Consider the following 17,942-nt stretch of genomic DNA (forward strand, 5'->3'; position numbering starts at 1 on the left):
TATGCGCGGCCAGGGCCATACCGCAGTCGCAGCCGGCAACTCGGCAAGCATGCGCAGCACCGGCACGCTGCAGCTTGTTCTGGAAGAATTCGGGCTTCCCAAGCTTGCCGCAAGCCTCTGCCGTGCGAGACCAACCGCATTCTGAAACCTCATGTTCCCCCGGGTTCCGCCTGGCCCTGGCACTGGCCACGGCGGCACTCGTGGGGGCGTCGTCCTGGCTGTGGATGGGAGGCTTCGACGACACGCTCGCAGACCTGCGCACCCTCGGGATGGCTGTCATCGCAGCAGGGCTCGCCTACAGCCTGGCCGAGCGCTTCCTGCTCGTTTTCGTGTTGGGTATGGCACCGGTGCTGGTGCTGCTGGCACTGCTCTCCCACTGGCTGCCATGACCTTTGCTGTCACCGCGGCCTGTGTGGGCTGCAAGGACACGGGCTGCGTGGTGCCATGCCCGATGGGCTGCTTCCTGGAAGGGCCCGACGTGCTGGCGATCGAACCCAGCGAGTGCATCGACTGCGCCATGTGCGTGCCGGAGTGTCCAGTGGACGCCATCCGCGCTGACGTCGAGCTTGCCCCGTCGGAGCAGGACTTCGTTGCGCAAACCCTGCGGCGAGCGCACAAGGCCGGCTGGCACCGGATCACGCGGCCGCTGGCCAGGACGTGATGCGGTTACAAGGGACCTGACGCATGGTCAGCCATTGCTGCGCGCCGTAGCGCTCGAACACGCTCCACGGGGTGCAGGACGCACCCGCCTTGGCGGAAGCAGCCACGCCCGCGATGGCCGCGCAGCCACTTCACCAACTGCAGTTGCGCGGCAAGTAGGCTTTGATCACGGCAATCACGTATGCCTTACTAAAACCAGCGTAAGTAAAGCCTCACGCTGAGGCGTAGCGGCAAGTCGGTGCGTGGAAGAAGCTCGCGACCACCCGGGGCAACTTCTGCAGTCGATGCAAGACACGGTAGACCGTGCGCTTGAGTTCATGCTTGGTGCGCGCTGTCGCTTTGGCCACGCGGGCCTTCACGTGGCCCCAGACAAGCTCGTCGGGATTGAGCTGCGGCGCGTACCCAGGTAGGAAGAACAACTCCAGCCGCTCGGCGTTGTCCTCGACGAATTGTTTGGTCAGCTTGGAAGTGTGCGCGGGGTGTCCGTCCACCACCAGGAAGATCTTGCGGTCCATGCCCGTGATCAGGCGACGCAGGAACTCGCAGAAGACGTCGCCATTGAGCCGGCCCTCGATCGTCATGAAACGCAGGTGCCCCTTGGCAGAGATGGCTGAGAGCATGTTGAAGCCGTATCGCGCACCCGTGGCCTCGACCACCGGTGTCTGGCCCTTGGGCGCCCAGGTCGTGCCCGCATGGTGGTCTGCCCGAATCCCCGACTCGTCGGCAAACATCACCAGCGCCCCCTCGCGCTTGGCCCGTGCCGCGATCTTGGGATATTCGTGCTCGCGCCAATGCGCCACCAGCTCGGCATCCTGCTGCCACGCCCGGTACAGCGGCCGCTGCGGTGAAAAACCCAGGCGCTGCTTCATCATCCGCCCCAGCGCGCTCTCGCTCAGGCTCACGCCAAAGCGGCACTGGATCAGCTCGCCGATGATCGCCAGCGTCCACAGCGCCACTTCGAAGCCGAAGTCCAGCGGCGTGTGCTCGCGCAGCAGCTGTGCCAGCTCCTGCATCTCCTGAGCGCTGAGCTTAGTCGGTGCTCCGGGTATCGGCTTGGCAGCCAGCGCATCGCTGCCGCCGCTTTGGTACGCCTTCAGCCAGCGGTAGATCGTGCGGCGGTTGATCCCCAGCCCAGCAGCTACCGCCTCCGGGCTCTCGCCGTCCTCTACTCGCTTGACGGCATCCCGGCGCAGCCGCTCCAGCATGTCGTGCGGGTAGCTGCGCGCATCAATCGTCTTCTTGCAACGCATACCTCATTCTATCAATGAGGCAATACTTCCTCAGGCCTTAGTAAGTACCGACCTCAGATTGGTGCTGACGCATCCAATGTCGCGCAAAGGCAATTGCGACTTCAGCAGCCGCAAATTACTGAATGGCGTTTTTCTCAACGTCGCTGCCCTACGGGGAACAGATTTTCCGGGCACTGCCCTTCAAGACGTCAGCCCTTGGCCTGTTCCTCGCATGGCGTGCCAGTGCAAGGATCGTAGCTCTGGCTCCTGGGCAATGACGAGGCCAGTTCGTCCCGGCAGTCGGCCGGCGCTCAGGTCGCCGCCGCAGGCTGCCGGCGCCAGCACGCCGCAGAATACGGACCATGATCGATCCTTCATTGCCTGCGGGCCTTGTCGCCGTGGTGGGCGACGAGGGCACTGGAAAGACCCGCCTTCTGCGCGAACTGACTGGCCAGCTGCACGAAACTCCGTCACCCGGGCTGGACCATGACGCCATCTGGCTGGATCTCAGTCTGCCGAAACTCGATGACTCCACGCCTCAGGACGTGTGGGATACCTTGCGCACGCGCTGCCCGCGCTGGAACGCTGCACTCCTGCAGGAGCTGGCGCTGGCACTGGGGCTGCAGCCTCACGTGGGCAAGACCTTGTCGATGCTCTCCACGGGGACTCGCCGCAAGGTCGCTCTCGCGGGGCTGCTCGCCACTGAAGCCACGGTGACTTGCCTGGACCAGCCCTACGCGGCGCTCGACATGGCTTCGATCCGTGTGATCCGCGAGTTCCTGCACGCCATGGCCAACCATCCGACACGCACCTGGGTCGTTGCCGACTACGAGGCGGATCTGAATCTCCCGTGGCGGCGCATCATTCGGCTGGGGTAAGGTTGCGTTTCAGGAGACAGTTTGCATACGCAAAGTGGCGGGCTGCACGGCGCTGAAGCGTTGGATCAGCGGCAGGGATTCGTGCTCACCCGGCACTGGCGCGACACGCCCGAAGGCACGCAAGTGGAGTTCTGGCTGGCTACCGATGACGGCCCCCGCCTGGTCCAGCTGCCTCACCAGACGTCCGTCGCCTTCTTTCCCGCCGATCAGCACGAGCGAGTCGCGGCGCTTTTGTGCGGCGAGCGCGACGTGGATCTGCGCGCGCTCGATCTGCGGGACTTCCAGCACCGCTCCGTGATGGGCCTGTACTGCCAGCAGCACCGCCATCTGCTGCGCGTCGAGAAGCTGCTCAAGCGCGCCGGCGTTCCGGTCTTCGAGGCTGACATCCGCCCGCCGGAGCGGTACATGATGGAGCGCTTCATCACGGCGCCCGTCCGGTTTTCTGGCACACCGGACCACCGCGGCGTGGTGCTCCACGCGCGCATGAAGCCCGCGCCCGGCTACCGCCCTCGCCTGCGACTGGCATCCCTCGATGTTGAGACAAGTCAGCACGGCGAGCTCTACTCCATCGCGATCGAGGGCTGCGGCCAGCGCCAGGTCTGGGTGCTGGGCCCGCTCAGCGGCAACGAGGAAGCGGTCGATTTCCGGCTCGACGTCGTCGAATCCCGGGCGCAGCTGCTGCAGGCGCTGGGCGACTGGCTCGAGCGGCACGACCCGGACGCCATCATCGGCTGGAACCTAGTGCAGTTCGACCTGCGCATCCTGCACGAGCACTCGCAGCGCCTGCAGGTGCCCCTGCGGCTGGGCCGCGGCGGCGCCTTGATGGAGTGGCGCACGCACGGCACCCAAAGCGGCCACTTCTTCGCGGCCGCCGCCGGGCGGCTGCTCATCGACGGCATCGAGGCGCTGCGCTCGGCCACCTGGAGCTTTGCCTCGTTTGCCCTGGAAAACGTCGCCCGCGAGCTGCTCGGCGAAGGCAAGGCCATCGACACGCCCCACGAGCGCCTGGCCGAGATCGACCGGATGTTCGCCCAGGACAAGGTGGCGCTGGCGCGCTACAACCTCAAGGACTGCGAGCTGGTGACCCGGATCTTCGCCAGGACCCAGGTGCTGGACTTCCTGCTGGAGCGCGCCACCGTCACGGGGCTGCCGGCCGACCGCAACGGCGGCTCGGTCGCCGCCTTCACGCACCTGTACCTGCCGCGCATGCACCGCCTGGGCTTCGTCGCACCCAGCCTGGGCGAGGAGCGGCCCGGCAGCAGTCCCGGCGGCTTCGTCATGGACTCGCAGCCCGGGCTGTACGACTCGGTGCTGGTGCTGGACTACAAGTCGCTGTACCCCTCCATCATCCGCACCTTCCTGATCGACCCGGTCGGTCTGATCGAGGGCCTGCACGGCGCAGACGAAACCGAATCGGTGTCGGGCTTCGACGGCGCGCGCTTCTCGCGCACGCGCCACTGCCTGCCGGCCATGGTGGAGCGGGTCTGGCAAGGCCGCGAGGCGGCCAAGCGCGAGGGCAACCAGCCGCTGGCCCAGGCGCTCAAGATCATCATGAACTCGTTCTACGGCGTGCTCGGGACTCGGGGCTGCCGGTTCTCCGACCCGCGCCTGACGTCCTCCATCACGCGACGGGGCCACGAGATCATGCGCAGGACGCGTGGGCTCATCGAGGCCGAGGGCTGGCGCGTCATCTACGGCGACACCGACTCGACCTTCGTGTGGCTGGGGCACGAGCACACACCAGCCGACGCGGCACGCATCGGCCGCCACCTGGTGCAGCACGTCAACCAGTGGTGGCGCGAGCACCTGCAGCGCGAGTTCGGCCTGGAGAGCGCGCTGGAACTGCAGTTCGAGACGCACTACCGGCGCTTCCTGATGCCCACCATCCGCGGTTCCCAGGAGGGCAGCAAGAAGCGCTACGCCGGGCTGGTGAGGCGCGACGACGGCAGCGAGCACCTGGTCTTCAAGGGGCTGGAAACGGTGCGCTCAGACTGGACACCTCTGGCCCAGCAGTTCCAGCAGGCGCTCTACCTGCGGGTGTTCCAGCGGCAGCCGTATCAGGAGTACGTGCGCGACTTCGTGCGCCGCACCTTGGCCGGCGACATGGACGAGCTGCTGGTCTACCGCAAGCGGCTTCGCCGGGACCTTGAGGACTACCAGCGCAACGTGCCGCCGCACGTGCGCGCGGCGCGCATGGCCGACGAGAACGACAAGCGGCTGGGGCGCGCGCTGCAGTACCAGGGCAGCAGCCGCACCCGCATCAGCTACGTGATGACAACTTCAGGCCCGCAGCCGCTGGAGATGAGCCATGCGCCGATCGACTACCACCACTACATCGAGCGCCAGCTGCAGCCCGTGGCCGACGCCATCCTGCCGTTCGTGCACGACGACTTCAAGAAGCTGATCGACCCGAACCCCAGCTTGTTCTGAGCCAGGCTCGCCCGGGAGTGGCCTTGGCCCACGGCACGCAGCGCTGTTCAACTGCCCTGCTTCATCACCCACTGCGCGACGGTCACAGCCAGCGCCCGCTCCTGCACCGAAGCGTTGCAGCCAGCGGCCGGGGCGGCCAAGTGCTGCTCCAGCGACCAGCCTTCGGGCCGCCCGGCCTCCCACCACGCTCTCGCAGCGGCGGCCAGCGCCAGCATCTGCGGCGACGCCTCAAGGGCGCAGGCATCGCCGGCATGGACGGACGGACCGCTGGCCGGCCTGGCGCCTGGGGACCCCGGGCCGAACGCGAACTGCAACATCATCCCCACAGGGCTTGACCGGTTCATGGGCGCCCTCCTCTGAACGGGTTGGACACGGTCAATGTACCGCGCATGCCGCAACGACTGGCCCGGCAGGTTCTCGAAGTTGTCATGGTGCTCGACGCTGGTGCTCATCGGTTCGAACCATGCCGGCCCCGGTTCCCTGCCCGCTTGTTCACTCGGGCAAGCCGCCAGCGGCGCGCAAGACACCGGGGCAATAATCCCCAACTGTCACAACACACCGCACCCGTTGAGGGAGCAACACCACCATGCCGACCAGGAAGACCGCTGCCACCAACAAGGCGCCTGCCAAAAAAGCCGCTGCGAAGAAGTCCGCTCCCGTCGCCAAGAAGGCGGCAGCGAAGAAGGTACCGCAGCCAGTGGCTGCAGCCACGTTCCGCACGAAGATCGACCTGGCCAACCTCGCAGTCGGCGCCAAGACGGTCAAGCAGTTCGCCCGCGCAGTCGCCAAGCTGGCGCAGACCCTGGCCAAGATGGACGAGAGTGGCGCCGTGCAGCTGGAGCAGCCCGTGACGGTCAGGGGCGCGCACCTGGCGACATCCGATGCCAAGGCCGCCAAGCGCTTCGGCATGGAAGAAGGCCGTGCCCCGCGCGGTGCCAAGACCACCGCGCCGGCAGCGAAGAAGACCGCTGGAGCGAAGCCGGCTGAGAAGCTGTGAACGATTTGCCTGCACCGAGCCTGTTGAGCGGTACTGAGGCAGCCAGCGGCGACGGTACGCGCACAGGCCGTGGATGGCTGCAAGGCGCTTGTCGGGGTCGCCATGCCCGGCGCTGCGGGCAGCCAGGGCTGTCGCAGCCGTTGCGGGCTGCGCGACGGGGCCCGGCCGCGGCTTCAGCTCGCGGCCAAGGTGACGCCCAGCGAGCGCATGCGCATGAGGTTGTGCGCCAGCGCGTGCCACAGCAGCACGGCGTGCGCCTTGAGCAACCCGCGCACGTTGAACTGCTGCAACCCTCGGCGGCGCAGTTGCGCGTTGGCGCATTCCACCGTGGCGCCGCGCTGGCGGTACAGCGCCTTGCCTTCGTCGCTGCCCATGAGCGCGCGCCACTGAGCCAGTGCGGCGCTGTCGCTGTCCTTGGGCGCGAAGGGATCGATGGCGGGGTTGCGGCTGCTGGGTGGCGGCACCACGGCCTGGGTGCCTTGGGTATGCAGCTCTTCGATGGCCTGCAGCTTGGTAAATCCCCCATCGCCCAGCCAGTGCTTGGGTACACGGCCATAGCGTTGCACGAGCTGTTGGTGCATGGGCGCCATCTGGCCCATGTCGCTGCCGCTGTTGGTCACGGCCACCGCGGCGATGAGCTGCGTGGGCGCATCCACGGCAAGCTGCGCGTTGAATGCAGGACGGAACCCGCCGTCAGCCATCTTCATTACGCGCGCCTCGGGGTCGGTGGTGCTCACGCGCGGCTCGGGTTCGGGCTTGGGCGTGGGCGCCGCACTGCCGGCACCCGGCGGGGGCAGGCCGTCGTGGTCGCGACCCTTGGCCTTCTTGTTCTTCTTCTTGGGCGGGGGCAGCCGCTCGATCTTGTCCAGGGTGGCCAGCGCCTGCGCCAGGCGCTGTTCGCGCTCGCGCGCGGCACGCTCCTGGGCCGCTTGCTTGCGCCGCGAGCTCGCGCCCGCGTCTTCGTGCAACTCGGCCTTGAGCGCGTGCAACTGCGCCTGGGCCAGCTCGTGCAGCCGCTGCAGCCGCTCGCGCCGGCGCAGACTCGCCGCCTTGGCTGCAGCTCGCACGCGCATACCGTCTTGCGCCACGACATTGAGCGTCACGAGTTTGCGCTCCATGAGCGCGGCCATGCTGCGCGTGAGCTGCGCATCGAGCCACGCCGCGTGCTGCGTGCGCACGTCCGACAGGCTGTGGTGGTTCACGCCCACGCCGCCGCAGATCCAGCGGTACGCGTCGTCGCGCTCGCACAGCCGCGCCAGCTCGCGCGCCGAGCCCACGCCGTCGATGGTGGCCCACAGCCACAGTGCCACCAGGATCGCTGGGTCCGTGGCCGGTGCGCCGGCGCCACCGCGCACCGACTTGATGACCGCGTACAGCGGTGCCAAGTCCAGCGCCTGCACAAAAGCCCAGACGCTGCGCACGGGATGGTTCGGCGCCAGCAGCGCGTCCAGCTCGCACGGGCGCAGCTCCACCTGATCACGCTGCGCGCGCAGCAGCCGCGGCTCGCCTGCGCGGCCTTGAGGCTGCGCCGCCACCTGCCCCGCGGGCAGTTCCCCTTCACCGAACAGGCTGGGCTGGCTCTGTTCACTCCCTGTTGCGGACGGCGCTTGACTCATGCGTCCATTGTCCCGGCGGCGGGGAGATTCATTCACGCCTTCTGAGACGCCGGCACCCACGAAGAAGGCTGCTGCGAAAAAGGCCGCGGCCAAGAAGACGCGCGTTCAGGCCACGCCCGCGGATGCGGCCCCGATGGCCAAGGCAGCCGACGCCGCGACGCCCGCTGCGAAGAAGCGCGCCGCCAAGAACGCCGCAGCCAAGCGTGCGCCAGGCAAGAAGGCTGCGCGCAAGGCGGGTGCCAATACCTTGAACGAGCCTGCACGTGCAGCCGGCGGCGGTTCTGCCACGGCCCCCGAGGCGCCGCCTGCCACCAACACTCCGGACGCCAAGTCCGCCATGTCCTGACAGCCCAGGCATCCTGACATCGCTCTGCTCCGCGGTCCTGCGGGCGTTGGTTTCCAGGGACAGGGATTTCCAGGGCTGCCCTGCTCAGGCCCGCGATGAAGGGCGAATATCGTGGCATGGCAACGCTTCGAGGGAGCACATGAGACAGCTGCGCGTGACCATTCCCGATGGCGTCGAGTTCCAGGACCTGCACCTGTCGCGCGACGTGACTGATGGCCGGGTGCGCTTCAGCATGGCGCCCATCGAGGCGATCTGCGAGGCCAGCGCCCTGGACCTTGCCGAGATGGTGGAAGGTCCGCAGCCGCTTGTGGTGCTGCTGATCGCGGCCTGGTACCGGGCGCACGTCAGCGAAGGTGGCGCGCCGGACCCGGTGCAGGAAGACCTTCTGGAAGAAACCCGGCTGGAGATGGAGCACGGCAGCGGCTTCTCGTATCCGCCAGGACACGCCTGAAGGCCCGAACCCCATCCAGCGGGCGTGTTGCACAAGGCAGCTTGCAGCGGCGGCCAATCGGCGCTTCCATGCGGCCTTCACCACGGAGGACCCATGGACCTGAGCTCCCCCGCTTTCCCCGCCCATGGCGAGATCCCTGCCATCCATACCTGCGAAGGACAGGACCGTGCGCCCGCGCTGGCCTGGCACGGCCTGCCGGACGGGACCCGGAGCCTGGCACTGGTGGTGGACGACCCGGACGCGCCCGATCCCGCGGCCCCGCAGCGCACATGGGTGCACTGGGTGCTCTACAACATCCCGCCCGCCGTGAGTGGGTTGCCAGAGGGCGGCGCAGCGCCCCGGGGTGCACGTGACGGGCTCAACGACTGGCAGCGCAGCGGCTACGGCGGCCCGTGCCCGCCCATCGGGCGGCACCGCTACTTTTTCAAGCTCTATGCTCTCGACACGGTGCTGCCCGCGCTGCCCAGGCCGACCAAGGCGGCGCTGGAGCAGGCCATGCAGGGCCATGTGCTGGCGCAGGCCGAGCTCGTGGGCACCTACCAGAAGCGCGCGGCGTCGAACCCCTGACCGAGGTCCTGCGCCGGTGCTGGCCAAGCCAACTGCCGCACTGCGGCCAGCGTGACAGCGACGTCCCCGCCCCAGTCCCAGGCTCCTCCGCGGCGCAGGCAGCCCGGCCGTGGCGGGACGGCCGGGCAGTTCATCGCCGGCGTGCCGACCTCGGCCGAATGCCGGCAAGCTCGATGCGCAGTGCCTCGCGGTCGAATTGCGGATCCACCAGGTCCGGCAGCCACTGCAGCCGCTCGTAGAGGTGCAGCGCCGCGGCGTAGATCGCCATCGACACCGACGGGTCGCCGCGCTCGAGCTTGATGACGGTGGGTGCCGAGGCATTGATCTGCGCCGCGAGCTCGCGGATCGTCATGCCGCGGCGCTCGCGCGCCAGGCGCAGGTTGGCGCCCAGCGCCGACAGCGCCTGGGCAATCGGTGCCGGTAGGTCACTGGTCATCTTCGGGGCGCGCGGCATAAACGATATTTGAATGCATTTGGCGAATACAATCAACTTTACTTTACCGATGCGTGCTCCGGGACTTGAACGATGAGAGCCTTCAAGGCACCTCCTTGCTGTTCCCGCCGGCCGCCTGCCAAGCGATGAGGATGAAGCCCGTTACCTTCTTGCTGACCGCGGTGTGCGCGCTGGCGCTGACCGGCTGCAACATGGGCACACTGCCCGGCGCAACGCCGACGCACGTTCCGGCCGCAGCCGCGGCGGACCTGGTCTCGGGTTTCAACAACTGCCGCCAGTTCTTCCCGGGCGTGCTGCCTCGGGTTCCGGAGCTGCAAAAGCGTCAGCCGCGCGACCTCTGCTACGAAGCCTTCGCCATCCTGCACTCGGGCCGCAGCAAGACACCCGTCTTCGTCGTGGAAAGGCTCACCGCGGCGCAGCTGGCCGACGCCAGCGACGAGGAGCGGACCAACCGCTTCTTCGCCGACACGCGCCTGCCCAGTGCCGAGCGCGCCACGCTGGACGACTACAAGGGCAGCGGCTTCGACCGCGGCCACATGGCGCCCGCGGCCGACATGCCCAACCCCACCGCCATGGCGCAGTCGTTTTCGCTGGCCAACATGGTCCCGCAGGCCCCCGAGAACAACCGCAAGCTCTGGGCCGGACTTGAGAACGACACCCGGCGCTATGTGCGCCGCGCGAAAGGCGCGGTCTATGTCTTCACCGGGCCGGTGTACGGCGCCAGTGGCGCACAGGTCATCGGAGCCGGCCGAGTATGGGTGCCTTCACACCTTTTCAAGCTGGTCTATGACCAACAGGCGAACCGAGCCTGGGCGCATTGGAGCGAGAACAGCAACGAGGCTCGCGCGGGCAAGCCCATCACCTACGCCGAGCTCGTGCGGCGCACCGGCATCGAGTTCCTGCCCGGCATCTCGCCCAACGACTGAAACGCGCGAGCCGCCGCCTTGGCCGGCTGCAGTGGCCGAGCCGACGCCGGTCCCGGAGTCCAGTAGGAGCGTCAGCAGCCCGCGTAGTTCTTCCTGCCGCTGCTCGTGATGGTGTAGGTCCCGCCGCGGGGGCCGACATGGCAAGTCGGTGATCCGGGCGACGCAGGCATGCGCTCGGCGTCCCGCGTGGTCTGGGCACCGGACGCCAGGCTGGTCGGGGGTGGCGAGGGCGCCAGCTGCGCGCGGTGGCAGTGGTAGTCGCCGGTCTTGCGGTTGTGGTGGCAGCCCTCGGCGTTCAGGCCGCCGCCGTGCGCGCCAGCTTGCGACGACACGGCGACGAGACCCGCGGCGGCAAGCAGCAGCAGGCATTTCATCATCCCTCTGATCCTCCCCACCAAGGGTACGCGATGCCCCGATGGGCGGCGCCGCGAACGACGAACTCCTGCGGGAGGCCATGCGTACGCCATCGTGTCCCTGCGAAGTTGAGGTTGTTGGAAAGCGAGGCGCTGTCGCGTACCCGTGACCGGGCTGCCGGATACCGGAGCTGGCGTTGCCTCGTAGGTCGGACGCGGCCACCGCCTCCTGATGCGCGCAGCCTCGTGTCCCATGACTGCCGTTGGCGCTCAGGATGGCCCAATCGCAACGACCCATGGAGGCCGCCGTGCACGGCGCGAGGCCGGAAACAGAAGTCGGTTGCGAGCCCGCCGGACAGGCGCCGCATCGATGCTGGGCGGCCCGGAAACGGGTACTACACCGCGCAGGAAGGGAGCAAACGCCCGCCCTGGCCGCCCGAGGCCATCCTACGGCCGCAGTCCTCGTCGCGGACTCTGGGCTTACCCGATGCCTCGACTTCAGGAAGTGCCCCGAGGGAGCAAGCCCAGGCGCAAGGCGTCTTGTGCCATGGGGCCGCGTTGGCCCGGATGCAGGGAAAACGCAGGCCATGGCATGTTTGCGTGGACACCGCCATCACGGTGCGACAACAAAACCATCGAGGGGGAAAGCAGATGGTTCGATCTCACCTGGCCGCGGCCCTGGCGCTCGCTGCCACGTGCAGCCTGCCTGCATGGAGCCAGGAAGCGACCGCCCAGCGCATCGCCGAGGTGGCTTTGCAGGGGAACGCCGGCGCTGCACGGGCCTTCCAGGCCGCGATCCAGATGTTCACCGAGCTGGACAGCGGCGGCGTCCAGCGCGTGGTGGCCAGGGACCCCGGCGACGAGCTGCAGGTGCGTCTCGTGCGCCGGCGCCTGCGCGACATCCGCAACGCCGTCCTGCTTGGCGGGCTCGCAGGCCCGGGACACGTTCCTGGCCGCGACGTGCTGGCGCTGGGGCGGCTGGGTGGGGCCACGCCGGGCAGCCTCCTCGTGAGCTACCGCGACGTCCCGGCCGGCGGCGAGCTCGCCTACTACAGCCGGGACACCGCGCCGGTGGCCGCCCTGCACGCCTGGTTCGATGCGCTGGCCGCGGACCCCAGCGCCGACGCCGTCGTGGCCCACCTCCCGGGCCGCCACCGCAGTCCTGCTCCCGGGCGCAGGTAGCACGGCCCGCCGGCACCTGCGCAATGGACGACGCGGTGATCCAAGCCACGCGGCAGATCAGCTCCGTGGTCGGCGTGCTGCCCACGGTGCGGCTGGTGGGCCACACCGGCGCGCGGCATGGCAACTTCTCGGGTGCACGTCCTGCACATCCTGCTGGCGCGGCCACGCTGACCGCAGCGGGCACCGGGGCGGGACCAGAAGCACAGCGCTGACCTCCACCGGTCCAGCGCCCAGCAGCACAACGGCCTTGCGGTGAATCGGTCTGGCAGGCTACCGCCCACCCTGGAGAAAGGAAGCCCAGGCCTTCAGCCGACGTGAGCGGCAGGCTCTGTTGGCTGGCGCGGCTCCAGCGGAGCTTCGGTGAAGAGCCGTGCCGCGTCGCTCCAGTCACACTCGGCCTCCACTCGCCTGAGCGCATCGACCGACGACTCTCCCAGATTTTCGAACTTCGAACTTTTCACGATCCGCCTGCGCCGGAACACGGTTCTCAACAGCGACATGTCGTCCTCCCGCCCTTACTTCGCCGCTCCAAAGATTGGCGCCGATTTCAATTACGGAAGGATGACAAGTTGCGCCGGCGCGTCAGGGCGCTGCCCTTCACCTGCGGGCCCCGATCCATGGCGACCGGTCCCAGGCAGCCCTGGCAGATGGCGTCAGCACGAGTCGCCCTGGGCCTTGGCCCGTGCGCGCGCCTGCGCCTCCATCTCCCGCACCTGCTGCGCCAGCTCGGGCGGCAGCCATACCTCGACGCGCTCCCAGTTTCTCGGGACGTCCTGGGCAGCGGCCAGCACCCGGTCGACGATGGCACCCACGCGCGGCTGCGTGAGCCGGTGCCGTTCGGCGACCAGGAACTTGGGCACCCCGTCCACCAGCACCTCCCGCGCGATCGCAATGCTTTCCGGGGTCATCTTCCCCAGCCGTTCTCTGAGGCTGTCGAACTCCTCGGCCTTCATGGAAACCTTCGTCATCGATGTCCTTTGTTCAGGCTGGCCGGAAAGCGTACCTGGGCGACGGAGGGACGGTTTCAATGGTGTTGGCCACGGCGCTGGACCGGCCGGGAACCCGTACTGTCCTATTCATCCGGCAAGCAAATCCGGTAGTTCAAGCCCAGGACCTTGCGCGCCTCTTCGATCTGCTCCACCGTCGCCACTGGCGGAATCACGCAACAGCTGACCTCCAGAGAGAACTCTTTCCACGCCTTCAACAGCGCCTTCTCGGCTTCCCAAGCTTGGCGACTCGGATAGCAGCAGCCACCACCTTCCTCCGGGCGCAAGGTGGCCTTGTCCACGCGGCCGATACCGGCACATGTCAGCCATTTCGTTCCGACGGCATCGATGGACACGTCCCGGGGCGCGTCTTTCGATCTGGCAGGCACGAACCACAGCAGGCCGCCCTTCGTGAACTTCGCGTTCTGACCGACACCTGTGTTCACGGCCGCTCCTCATCGCTGTCAATGGGTGCGAGGCGCGTGCGCCGGCGCCGGCGCCGGCGCCGCTCCATCTCCGCCAACAGCAGCCCACCCGCCTGTTCCAACATCCGCTCCGCGGTCGAAGGCTTCCACCACTGCGCCGGCAGGGGCCAAAGCCGCGGCGGCTCCTTCGCCACGTCGTCCGGGTCGATGCTGCTGACGGCGTAGCAGGCGGCGGCCACCGCGAGCTCTCCCTCGGTGTACTGGTCGTCGTGCTCCGGTGTCCAGCCCTCGACATCGAACTGCCGCAGGCGCTCGGCCAGCACGTCGCGCGCGGCGAGCAGCGGCTGCAGCTGCGGGTCGGCATCAGCGGCGCGACGCCGCTGGCGCGTGGCGGACGGCAATGCGCCGCGCAGCAGCACCGCCGCCAGGCGGCGCATGCCTTCGCCGGCTTCATCATCCTGCAGCGCCAGCAAGGCCGTGCGTGCGGCCGTGTGCAGTCCTTCCCGGGCCTGCTGTTCGTCGCGGATGGCCCGCTCCCTTGAAAGCATCTCCGCGTCGATGCGCGCGTGCGCTTCAGCCACGGTGCACGCCTGCGCGCAAGGCTCGTCGCACTCGGCGTCGCAGCCCGGACATGGCCCTGTGTAGTAGTCGCCATCGAAGGCCCACAAGGCCTTGAGCAGCGCGCCGTCGCTGGGGTGGTGCACCTCGCGCTCGCCGGCCCAGTTGCACACGGCCTCGTACAGTGCTTCAAGGCGCTGCAGCCGGTTGCCGTCGCCATTGTCTTTCATCGTTGCTCCTTCATCCATTGCAGGCCCTGGTCGCGAACAAATCAAGCTGCGCCGCTTCCTGCTGACGGCCAAGCTCCGCAGTCACGGCACCAGGTGCAGGCTCCCTGCCATCCTTGCCTGAAAGGGCCGGCCGTTGACCGTCCAGACGGTTTCGCCGCGCCGCGCGTCGTAGCGGTAGGCAACGGCTGCGGCGAGCCCGTGGCCAGCCTGCCGCAGTGCCTGCCGGAACTCCTGGTGGGACACCAGGCGGACTTGCGCAGAGCGGGTGTCCATGGCTCACGCAGGATCGGCCAGGACCACAAGCCGGGCAGGCAGTGGCTGCGGTGCCGCACACGGCGGCCGGGAAGCACCGCGCGCAGTGGTTGAAGTGGACAACGTCATTTCAGCCTTTCGATACCTGTGGAAGGCGAGGCGGACGCGGGCGCCAGCGGCAGATCCCGCGCGATGAAGGAATCGGGCTCGTCGGGCAGTGGCTCGCACACGGGGCAGACCCCGCGGCTGGATCGCTCCACGGCCACGGCAGCGAGCAGGGCCGCGGTTCGCTCGGGTTGCTCGCGCTCGAAGGCCCTGCAGCCCATGGCCGCCAGCGCCACCGTGCCGCCGCGGCGCTGCCAGTGCTGGCAACGGCGGCACTGGCCTGTGGCACCTGGGAGGCTGGTGGTCATGCTTCTTTGCTCCTCCCGGTCGGGTGCCTGGCTCCAGCAGCACCAGGCGCGGCGTCGGGCTTGCTGAAGTCCTTGGCCATGACCTGCCGCTTATGGGTGCCGTAGCCGAAGCCAGCAAGGCACGACAGGCGGTAGAAGCCGCAGCGCATGCGCTTGAGCTCGGCGTCGAACTTCTCGCGCGCTTCGTCGTCGTCGCGCGCATCAAAGTAGGAGCGGCCGGACTTCAGGCCGAAAGCCGCTTCCCAGCTGGACCTGTTGTGGTCCGTCGCCGGGTTGCCGGTGCCCCGGTACTTCTCGATGTAGTACATGGCGCTCCCCGGTGAAGAAGGTCAGGTCAGGCTGGCGCCTGGTCCTCGTGCTTCCCGGCCAGGGCACCAGGCGCCGGGATAGCGCGCAGCGCCCGCTCGCGCCAGCCACCGGGACGGGCGAATTCATGCTCGCCGATGCCGCCCGGAGCGGCCGCCTGCTCCACCAGTGCCAGCAGCGCGGCGTTGTGCTCCTGCAGGTCTTTCACCCGCTGCTGTACAGCGCGCAGCCTGTCCTCGGTGCGCAGCAGCGAACGCGACACCTCGTGCAGCTCTTGACGCATGACCGCCAGCAGCGGGGCCTTGAAGGCTTCGGCGGCGATCTCGGTCGTAGTGGGCGTCGGCGGCGCAGCTTTCCAGGCATCGAGCCCACTCCAACCCGCGCACCCTTCGGCGCAGGCCTGCGCGCGCATCGACAGCGCGGCGAGATCCAGCCGGCGCAAACCCGCCGCGGCCAGGTCGAACACACCCGGGCTGCTGTCCGCCACTGCCAGCCCGTAGCACTCCGCCATGCGGTACTTCGAGCAGCCGCGCCAGTCCGTGCCGGGAGTGAACGCGTTGAGCGCCTGGGCAATGTGCCGGGCGTCGATACCGCGCACGGCGGTCATGAACCTGTCGAAGCCGGCAAGTACAGGATCGGTATTCATGGCTGCTCCAGGTGGTGGGTGATAGAGACCAGGGAAGGAGAGCCCAGCGCGATGCGGCCAAGCTCCCTCTGGCTGAACTGCGCCAGCAGCGCACGCTCGGCCTCGGCCTGCTGGTGAAGATCGGTCAGGGTGTTCATGGTCAGCGTTCCGCGGTGCACTGGAGGTCAGCCAGCTTGCTGAGGGCGTCGGCAGCGGCGCTTCGGTCGCCCGCTGCCAGGAGCCGGCGGGCTTCGTCACCCAAGCGGCGGGCCTCGCGGCTGTCCTCCCAGCGACCAACCTCCCCGCCATTGCGGCGCGGTGCGCTGCTGGTGATGGCAGCCGGAAGCCAACCCACGCGCCGCAGCGCCGGGCTCCTGGCGAACATGGCGGCGGTCCCCGCAATCACGCGCAGGTGCTCCAGGGCCAGGAAGCGCGTGACGCCGCCGTGATGCATACCCCGGTGTTGTGCGGCTGCTCCCATGTCAGCCTCCGGCGGGTTTGCTGCCCTGCTGGGCAGAACCGCGGAAACGTTCCGCATGTACCGCGTCAGAGAAAACGACCGCCTCCCAGCGGAGCAGGTTCCAGGCTTGGCATTGCTGCCGGAACGCCTGCCGGGCAGCGTCTGGGCCATCGCTGTCCCACAGGGCCGCAATGCGCGCGGCCTCCTTCTTGATGTCAGCGGGTGAGATGGCGGGCATGGCTTGGCTCCTGTTCAGGCGGCGCGCTGGGCGCCGTGCAGCAGTTGCTCCGGGGTGAGGCCGTCGATGCACTGCAGGTCTCGTAGCGCAGCACCAGCGCGGCGCGAGAGGTCGGCGGCCCGGCGCGCGGCCGGGCCGGTTGGTCAGGCAACGCAGGCAGGCTCTATCGCGCCAGCCTTGACCGCGATCTCGCGCACTGCGTCCCAGGCCTTGAGCTTCAGACCCTCACCAGCACCGAACCACGCCGAAGTCATGCGCGTGTCGTCGCTGCGCCCGCGTTCGTGGTCCACGTAGTCCGTCACCGCGTTGAGCAGTGCCCACGCATTGGCGTTGCCGCACAGGTCGGCGCCGATCTGCTCGCCGCCGAACAGGCCCATCAGCCGCTTGTAGCCCCGGCTGGCGCGCACATCCGCCACCGGCTTGCCCTTGGGTGTGGCCTGGACGGAGAGCAGCAGATCGGCCATGAACTTGTCGGCCTGCGCCTCGCTCACCGCAACCTCGGCCAGCAGCCGCGCCTCCACAAGCCAGCGCTCCCACACGGAAGCGACGATGCCCAGTTGCTGGCGCACCGCCTCGCCGTCGAACTTCTGCACGTGCGGGACTCGCACGCACTGCACGACGGCCCCTTCGGTCTTGTCGGCCTCGGTCTGCCCCAGGCCGGCCGCGCCGGCGGCCATCGTCAGCGTGTTGTGGCAGACCACGCGCACCGCCGTGAACTTGGCAACCGTGGCCATGGTCCCGTCGTAGCTCGTCGCCAGCAGCACATAGGGCCGCACCACGTCGTGGCCGATCACCGGGGCGCCGTCGCTCACCTTCGCGAGCCCCCACACGCGCCGGCCCTCGGCCAGGACGCCTGCGGTTTCCAGGCTGAAGCCGCCCAGGTCGGCGAGCTTGCCGAAGAACTCCAGGACCTCGCCCGGCTGCACCACACGATAGTCCTTGGCGACCACGGACAGCGGCGCCCCGGTGTCCGAGCGGTAGAGCACGTCCCGGCCCGCCATCGCCTCGATGCGGTCCGAGGCGCCGGCATGGGCACGCTGGAACAGCACCGGCGTGCGCTGGACCGTGTACGCCAGCCCGGCCTCATGGCGCCAGGTTTCGAGGTCGGCGCCGGCCGTCAGGCGCTGTCCGAGCTTGTGCCAGGGAGCCTCACCGACATAGGCGATGGCGGCTTGGCCGGTGGTGGTGTCGATCAGGTGTGCCATGGTTATCTCCAGTGGTGAAGGAAAAACCGGGGGAGGAATCAACCGCAGTTCCTGTTCGTTGATTCCATGACATTAATTATAGTTCCAGGAACCATTTTATGAAGCCTAAATTGTCAGTCAGCATCTGAAGCGTAATAATCTATTAAGTTCTATTT

The 17,942-nt window shown here is 68.3% G+C and carries 28 protein-coding genes; 11 read left to right on the forward strand and 17 right to left on the reverse strand.

Features of this window, described 5'->3' with window-relative positions; translation table 11 throughout:
* Positions 1-74 precede the first annotated feature (74 nt).
* Both H537_RS52350 and H537_RS41290 read left to right on the forward strand, forming a co-directional pair.
* On the forward strand, positions 75-389 hold the full coding sequence (locus tag H537_RS52350) for a hypothetical protein (RefSeq protein WP_156901410.1): 315 nt from the start codon (positions 75-77) through the stop codon (positions 387-389).
* Positions 386-661 (forward strand): ferredoxin family protein, encoded by a 276-nt coding sequence (locus H537_RS41290; protein WP_064735915.1) that lies wholly within the window; start codon positions 386-388, stop codon positions 659-661. Before H537_RS52350 ends, H537_RS41290 begins: the two co-directional genes overlap by 4 nt.
* Positions 662-872: 211 nt before the next feature.
* Here H537_RS41290 and H537_RS0105180 read toward each other — a convergent pair whose 3' ends face one another.
* The gene (locus H537_RS0105180; protein ID WP_028997048.1) at positions 873-1,910 is read right to left on the reverse strand and encodes an IS630 family transposase; all 1,038 of its coding nucleotides are present in this window, start codon (positions 1,908-1,910) and stop codon (positions 873-875) included.
* A 341-nt stretch (positions 1,911-2,251) separates the two neighbouring features.
* Between H537_RS0105180 and H537_RS41295 the strand changes: the two genes are divergently transcribed.
* Positions 2,252-2,767, forward strand: a complete 516-nt coding sequence (locus tag H537_RS41295; RefSeq protein ID WP_084150449.1) for an ATP-binding cassette domain-containing protein — start codon at positions 2,252-2,254, stop codon at positions 2,765-2,767.
* Positions 2,768-2,827: 60 nt separating this feature from the next.
* The gene (locus tag H537_RS0105190; RefSeq protein WP_028997049.1) at positions 2,828-5,197 is read left to right on the forward strand and encodes a DNA polymerase II; all 2,370 of its coding nucleotides are present in this window, start codon (positions 2,828-2,830) and stop codon (positions 5,195-5,197) included.
* 47 nt (positions 5,198-5,244) lie between these two features.
* On the opposite strand, the gene H537_RS0105195 is transcribed toward H537_RS0105190, so the two are convergent.
* Positions 5,245-5,541, reverse strand: a complete 297-nt coding sequence (locus tag H537_RS0105195; protein ID WP_156901412.1) for a hypothetical protein — start codon at positions 5,539-5,541, stop codon at positions 5,245-5,247.
* A 242-nt stretch (positions 5,542-5,783) separates the two neighbouring features.
* Between H537_RS0105195 and H537_RS54870 the strand changes: the two genes are divergently transcribed.
* Positions 5,784-6,194: a hypothetical protein gene (locus H537_RS54870; RefSeq protein WP_051241931.1), complete on the forward strand. Its 411-nt coding sequence runs from the start codon at positions 5,784-5,786 to the stop codon at positions 6,192-6,194.
* Between the two features lie 173 nt (positions 6,195-6,367).
* Here the strand turns inward: H537_RS54870 and H537_RS41305 are convergent, their stop codons facing one another.
* Complete coding sequence (locus H537_RS41305; RefSeq protein ID WP_043458257.1) at positions 6,368-7,690, reverse strand: IS1182 family transposase; 1,323 nt, start codon at positions 7,688-7,690, stop codon at positions 6,368-6,370.
* Positions 7,691-7,943: 253 nt separating this feature from the next.
* Between H537_RS41305 and H537_RS54875 the strand changes: the two genes are divergently transcribed.
* From H537_RS54875 to H537_RS0105220, 3 genes are all read left to right on the forward strand, one after another.
* Positions 7,944-8,156, forward strand: a complete 213-nt coding sequence (locus H537_RS54875; RefSeq protein WP_051241937.1) for a hypothetical protein — start codon at positions 7,944-7,946, stop codon at positions 8,154-8,156.
* Between the two features lie 139 nt (positions 8,157-8,295).
* Entirely contained in the window at positions 8,296-8,607 is a 312-nt protein-coding gene (locus H537_RS0105215; protein WP_051241939.1) for a hypothetical protein, read from the forward strand.
* A gap of 93 nt (positions 8,608-8,700) precedes the next feature.
* A complete protein-coding gene (locus H537_RS0105220) occupies positions 8,701-9,174 on the forward strand; it encodes a YbhB/YbcL family Raf kinase inhibitor-like protein (protein WP_028997052.1) in 474 nt (157 codons plus the stop codon).
* Positions 9,175-9,304: 130 nt separating this feature from the next.
* On the opposite strand, the gene H537_RS0105225 is transcribed toward H537_RS0105220, so the two are convergent.
* Positions 9,305-9,610, reverse strand: coding sequence for a helix-turn-helix domain-containing protein (locus tag H537_RS0105225; RefSeq protein ID WP_169516949.1), 306 nt, complete (start codon positions 9,608-9,610; stop codon positions 9,305-9,307).
* A 149-nt stretch (positions 9,611-9,759) separates the two neighbouring features.
* Here H537_RS0105225 and H537_RS0105230 point away from each other — a divergent pair, with 149 nt between their 5' ends.
* The gene (locus tag H537_RS0105230; RefSeq protein WP_238446613.1) at positions 9,760-10,554 is read left to right on the forward strand and encodes a DNA/RNA non-specific endonuclease; all 795 of its coding nucleotides are present in this window, start codon (positions 9,760-9,762) and stop codon (positions 10,552-10,554) included.
* Between the two features lie 71 nt (positions 10,555-10,625).
* Here H537_RS0105230 and H537_RS50665 read toward each other — a convergent pair whose 3' ends face one another.
* Positions 10,626-10,931, reverse strand: a complete 306-nt coding sequence (locus tag H537_RS50665) for a YHYH domain-containing protein (RefSeq protein ID WP_238446614.1) — start codon at positions 10,929-10,931, stop codon at positions 10,626-10,628.
* A 627-nt stretch (positions 10,932-11,558) separates the two neighbouring features.
* Here H537_RS50665 and H537_RS41320 point away from each other — a divergent pair.
* Together H537_RS41320 and H537_RS0105245 are read left to right on the forward strand one after the other, a co-directional pair.
* Positions 11,559-12,089, forward strand: a complete 531-nt coding sequence (locus H537_RS41320; RefSeq protein WP_051241943.1) for a hypothetical protein — start codon at positions 11,559-11,561, stop codon at positions 12,087-12,089.
* 23 nt (positions 12,090-12,112) lie between these two features.
* Entirely contained in the window at positions 12,113-12,301 is a 189-nt protein-coding gene (locus H537_RS0105245; protein ID WP_028997055.1) for a hypothetical protein, read from the forward strand.
* A 93-nt stretch (positions 12,302-12,394) separates the two neighbouring features.
* Here H537_RS0105245 and H537_RS52360 read toward each other — a convergent pair whose 3' ends face one another.
* From H537_RS52360 to H537_RS41335, 12 genes are all read right to left on the reverse strand, one after another.
* A complete protein-coding gene (locus tag H537_RS52360; RefSeq protein ID WP_156901414.1) occupies positions 12,395-12,589 on the reverse strand; it encodes a hypothetical protein in 195 nt (64 codons plus the stop codon).
* A gap of 153 nt (positions 12,590-12,742) precedes the next feature.
* Positions 12,743-13,057, reverse strand: a complete 315-nt coding sequence (locus H537_RS41325) for a TrfB-related DNA-binding protein (RefSeq protein ID WP_051241949.1) — start codon at positions 13,055-13,057, stop codon at positions 12,743-12,745.
* A 104-nt stretch (positions 13,058-13,161) separates the two neighbouring features.
* Entirely contained in the window at positions 13,162-13,521 is a 360-nt protein-coding gene (locus H537_RS0105255) for a beta barrel domain-containing protein (protein ID WP_028997056.1), read from the reverse strand.
* Positions 13,518-14,288 (reverse strand): hypothetical protein, encoded by a 771-nt coding sequence (locus tag H537_RS50670; protein WP_051241952.1) that lies wholly within the window; start codon positions 14,286-14,288, stop codon positions 13,518-13,520. The genes H537_RS0105255 and H537_RS50670 overlap by 4 nt, the downstream gene beginning before the upstream one ends.
* A gap of 81 nt (positions 14,289-14,369) precedes the next feature.
* On the reverse strand, positions 14,370-14,561 hold the full coding sequence (locus H537_RS0105265) for a hypothetical protein (RefSeq protein WP_028997057.1): 192 nt from the start codon (positions 14,559-14,561) through the stop codon (positions 14,370-14,372).
* 104 nt (positions 14,562-14,665) lie between these two features.
* Positions 14,666-14,953 carry a hypothetical protein gene (locus H537_RS0105270; RefSeq protein WP_028997058.1) on the reverse strand — a complete coding sequence of 96 codons (288 nt, stop codon included), beginning with the start codon at positions 14,951-14,953 and terminating at the stop codon, positions 14,666-14,668.
* A complete protein-coding gene (locus tag H537_RS0105275) occupies positions 14,950-15,261 on the reverse strand; it encodes a hypothetical protein (RefSeq protein ID WP_028997059.1) in 312 nt (103 codons plus the stop codon). The genes H537_RS0105270 and H537_RS0105275 overlap by 4 nt, the downstream gene beginning before the upstream one ends.
* A 26-nt stretch (positions 15,262-15,287) precedes the next feature.
* Positions 15,288-15,905, reverse strand: coding sequence for a hypothetical protein (locus H537_RS0105280; RefSeq protein WP_156901415.1), 618 nt, complete (start codon positions 15,903-15,905; stop codon positions 15,288-15,290).
* Positions 15,902-16,042, reverse strand: coding sequence for a hypothetical protein (locus H537_RS52365; protein WP_156901417.1), 141 nt, complete (start codon positions 16,040-16,042; stop codon positions 15,902-15,904). The genes H537_RS0105280 and H537_RS52365 overlap by 4 nt, the downstream gene beginning before the upstream one ends.
* A gap of 2 nt (positions 16,043-16,044) precedes the next feature.
* Positions 16,045-16,365 (reverse strand): hypothetical protein, encoded by a 321-nt coding sequence (locus tag H537_RS0105290; RefSeq protein WP_156901419.1) that lies wholly within the window; start codon positions 16,363-16,365, stop codon positions 16,045-16,047.
* Between the two features lies 1 nt (position 16,366).
* Positions 16,367-16,582 carry a hypothetical protein gene (locus tag H537_RS0105295; RefSeq protein ID WP_028997062.1) on the reverse strand — a complete coding sequence of 72 codons (216 nt, stop codon included), beginning with the start codon at positions 16,580-16,582 and terminating at the stop codon, positions 16,367-16,369.
* A gap of 143 nt (positions 16,583-16,725) precedes the next feature.
* Positions 16,726-17,787 carry a DUF932 domain-containing protein gene (locus H537_RS41335; protein WP_051241955.1) on the reverse strand — a complete coding sequence of 354 codons (1,062 nt, stop codon included), beginning with the start codon at positions 17,785-17,787 and terminating at the stop codon, positions 16,726-16,728.
* Positions 17,788-17,942: the final 155 nt, after the last annotated feature.

Origin of the sequence: Azohydromonas australica DSM 1124 (genome assembly GCF_000430725.1) — a bacterium.
Lineage (GTDB): Bacteria > Pseudomonadota > Gammaproteobacteria > Burkholderiales > Burkholderiaceae_C > Azohydromonas > Azohydromonas australica.

Coding starts and splice junctions, on each gene's coding strand:
- H537_RS50670 (WP_051241952.1), bottom strand. CDS start 14,288: ATGAAAGACAATGGCGACGGCAACCGGCTGCAGCGCCTTGAAGCACTG.
- H537_RS0105270 (WP_028997058.1), bottom strand. CDS start 14,953: ATGACCACCAGCCTCCCAGGTGCCACAGGCCAGTGCCGCCGTTGCCAG.
- H537_RS0105195 (WP_156901412.1), bottom strand. CDS start 5,541: ATGAACCGGTCAAGCCCTGTGGGGATGATGTTGCAGTTCGCGTTCGGC.
- H537_RS41295 (WP_084150449.1), top strand. CDS start 2,252: ATGATCGATCCTTCATTGCCTGCGGGCCTTGTCGCCGTGGTGGGCGAC.
- H537_RS41320 (WP_051241943.1), top strand. CDS start 11,559: ATGGTTCGATCTCACCTGGCCGCGGCCCTGGCGCTCGCTGCCACGTGC.
- H537_RS52360 (WP_156901414.1), bottom strand. CDS start 12,589: ATGTCGCTGTTGAGAACCGTGTTCCGGCGCAGGCGGATCGTGAAAAGT.
- H537_RS41325 (WP_051241949.1), bottom strand. CDS start 13,057: ATGACGAAGGTTTCCATGAAGGCCGAGGAGTTCGACAGCCTCAGAGAA.
- H537_RS0105275 (WP_028997059.1), bottom strand. CDS start 15,261: ATGTACTACATCGAGAAGTACCGGGGCACCGGCAACCCGGCGACGGAC.
- H537_RS0105215 (WP_051241939.1), top strand. CDS start 8,296: ATGAGACAGCTGCGCGTGACCATTCCCGATGGCGTCGAGTTCCAGGAC.
- H537_RS41335 (WP_051241955.1), bottom strand. CDS start 17,787: ATGGCACACCTGATCGACACCACCACCGGCCAAGCCGCCATCGCCTAT.
- H537_RS0105245 (WP_028997055.1), top strand. CDS start 12,113: ATGGACGACGCGGTGATCCAAGCCACGCGGCAGATCAGCTCCGTGGTC.
- H537_RS0105225 (WP_169516949.1), bottom strand. CDS start 9,610: ATGACCAGTGACCTACCGGCACCGATTGCCCAGGCGCTGTCGGCGCTG.
- H537_RS0105295 (WP_028997062.1), bottom strand. CDS start 16,582: ATGCCCGCCATCTCACCCGCTGACATCAAGAAGGAGGCCGCGCGCATT.
- H537_RS54870 (WP_051241931.1), top strand. CDS start 5,784: ATGCCGACCAGGAAGACCGCTGCCACCAACAAGGCGCCTGCCAAAAAA.
- H537_RS54875 (WP_051241937.1), top strand. CDS start 7,944: ATGGCCAAGGCAGCCGACGCCGCGACGCCCGCTGCGAAGAAGCGCGCC.
- H537_RS0105290 (WP_156901419.1), bottom strand. CDS start 16,365: ATGGGAGCAGCCGCACAACACCGGGGTATGCATCACGGCGGCGTCACG.
- H537_RS0105220 (WP_028997052.1), top strand. CDS start 8,701: ATGGACCTGAGCTCCCCCGCTTTCCCCGCCCATGGCGAGATCCCTGCC.
- H537_RS0105280 (WP_156901415.1), bottom strand. CDS start 15,905: ATGAATACCGATCCTGTACTTGCCGGCTTCGACAGGTTCATGACCGCC.
- H537_RS41290 (WP_064735915.1), top strand. CDS start 386: ATGACCTTTGCTGTCACCGCGGCCTGTGTGGGCTGCAAGGACACGGGC.
- H537_RS0105180 (WP_028997048.1), bottom strand. CDS start 1,910: ATGCGTTGCAAGAAGACGATTGATGCGCGCAGCTACCCGCACGACATG.
- H537_RS0105230 (WP_238446613.1), top strand. CDS start 9,760: ATGAAGCCCGTTACCTTCTTGCTGACCGCGGTGTGCGCGCTGGCGCTG.
- H537_RS52365 (WP_156901417.1), bottom strand. CDS start 16,042: ATGAACACCCTGACCGATCTTCACCAGCAGGCCGAGGCCGAGCGTGCG.
- H537_RS50665 (WP_238446614.1), bottom strand. CDS start 10,931: ATGATGAAATGCCTGCTGCTGCTTGCCGCCGCGGGTCTCGTCGCCGTG.
- H537_RS0105265 (WP_028997057.1), bottom strand. CDS start 14,561: ATGGACACCCGCTCTGCGCAAGTCCGCCTGGTGTCCCACCAGGAGTTC.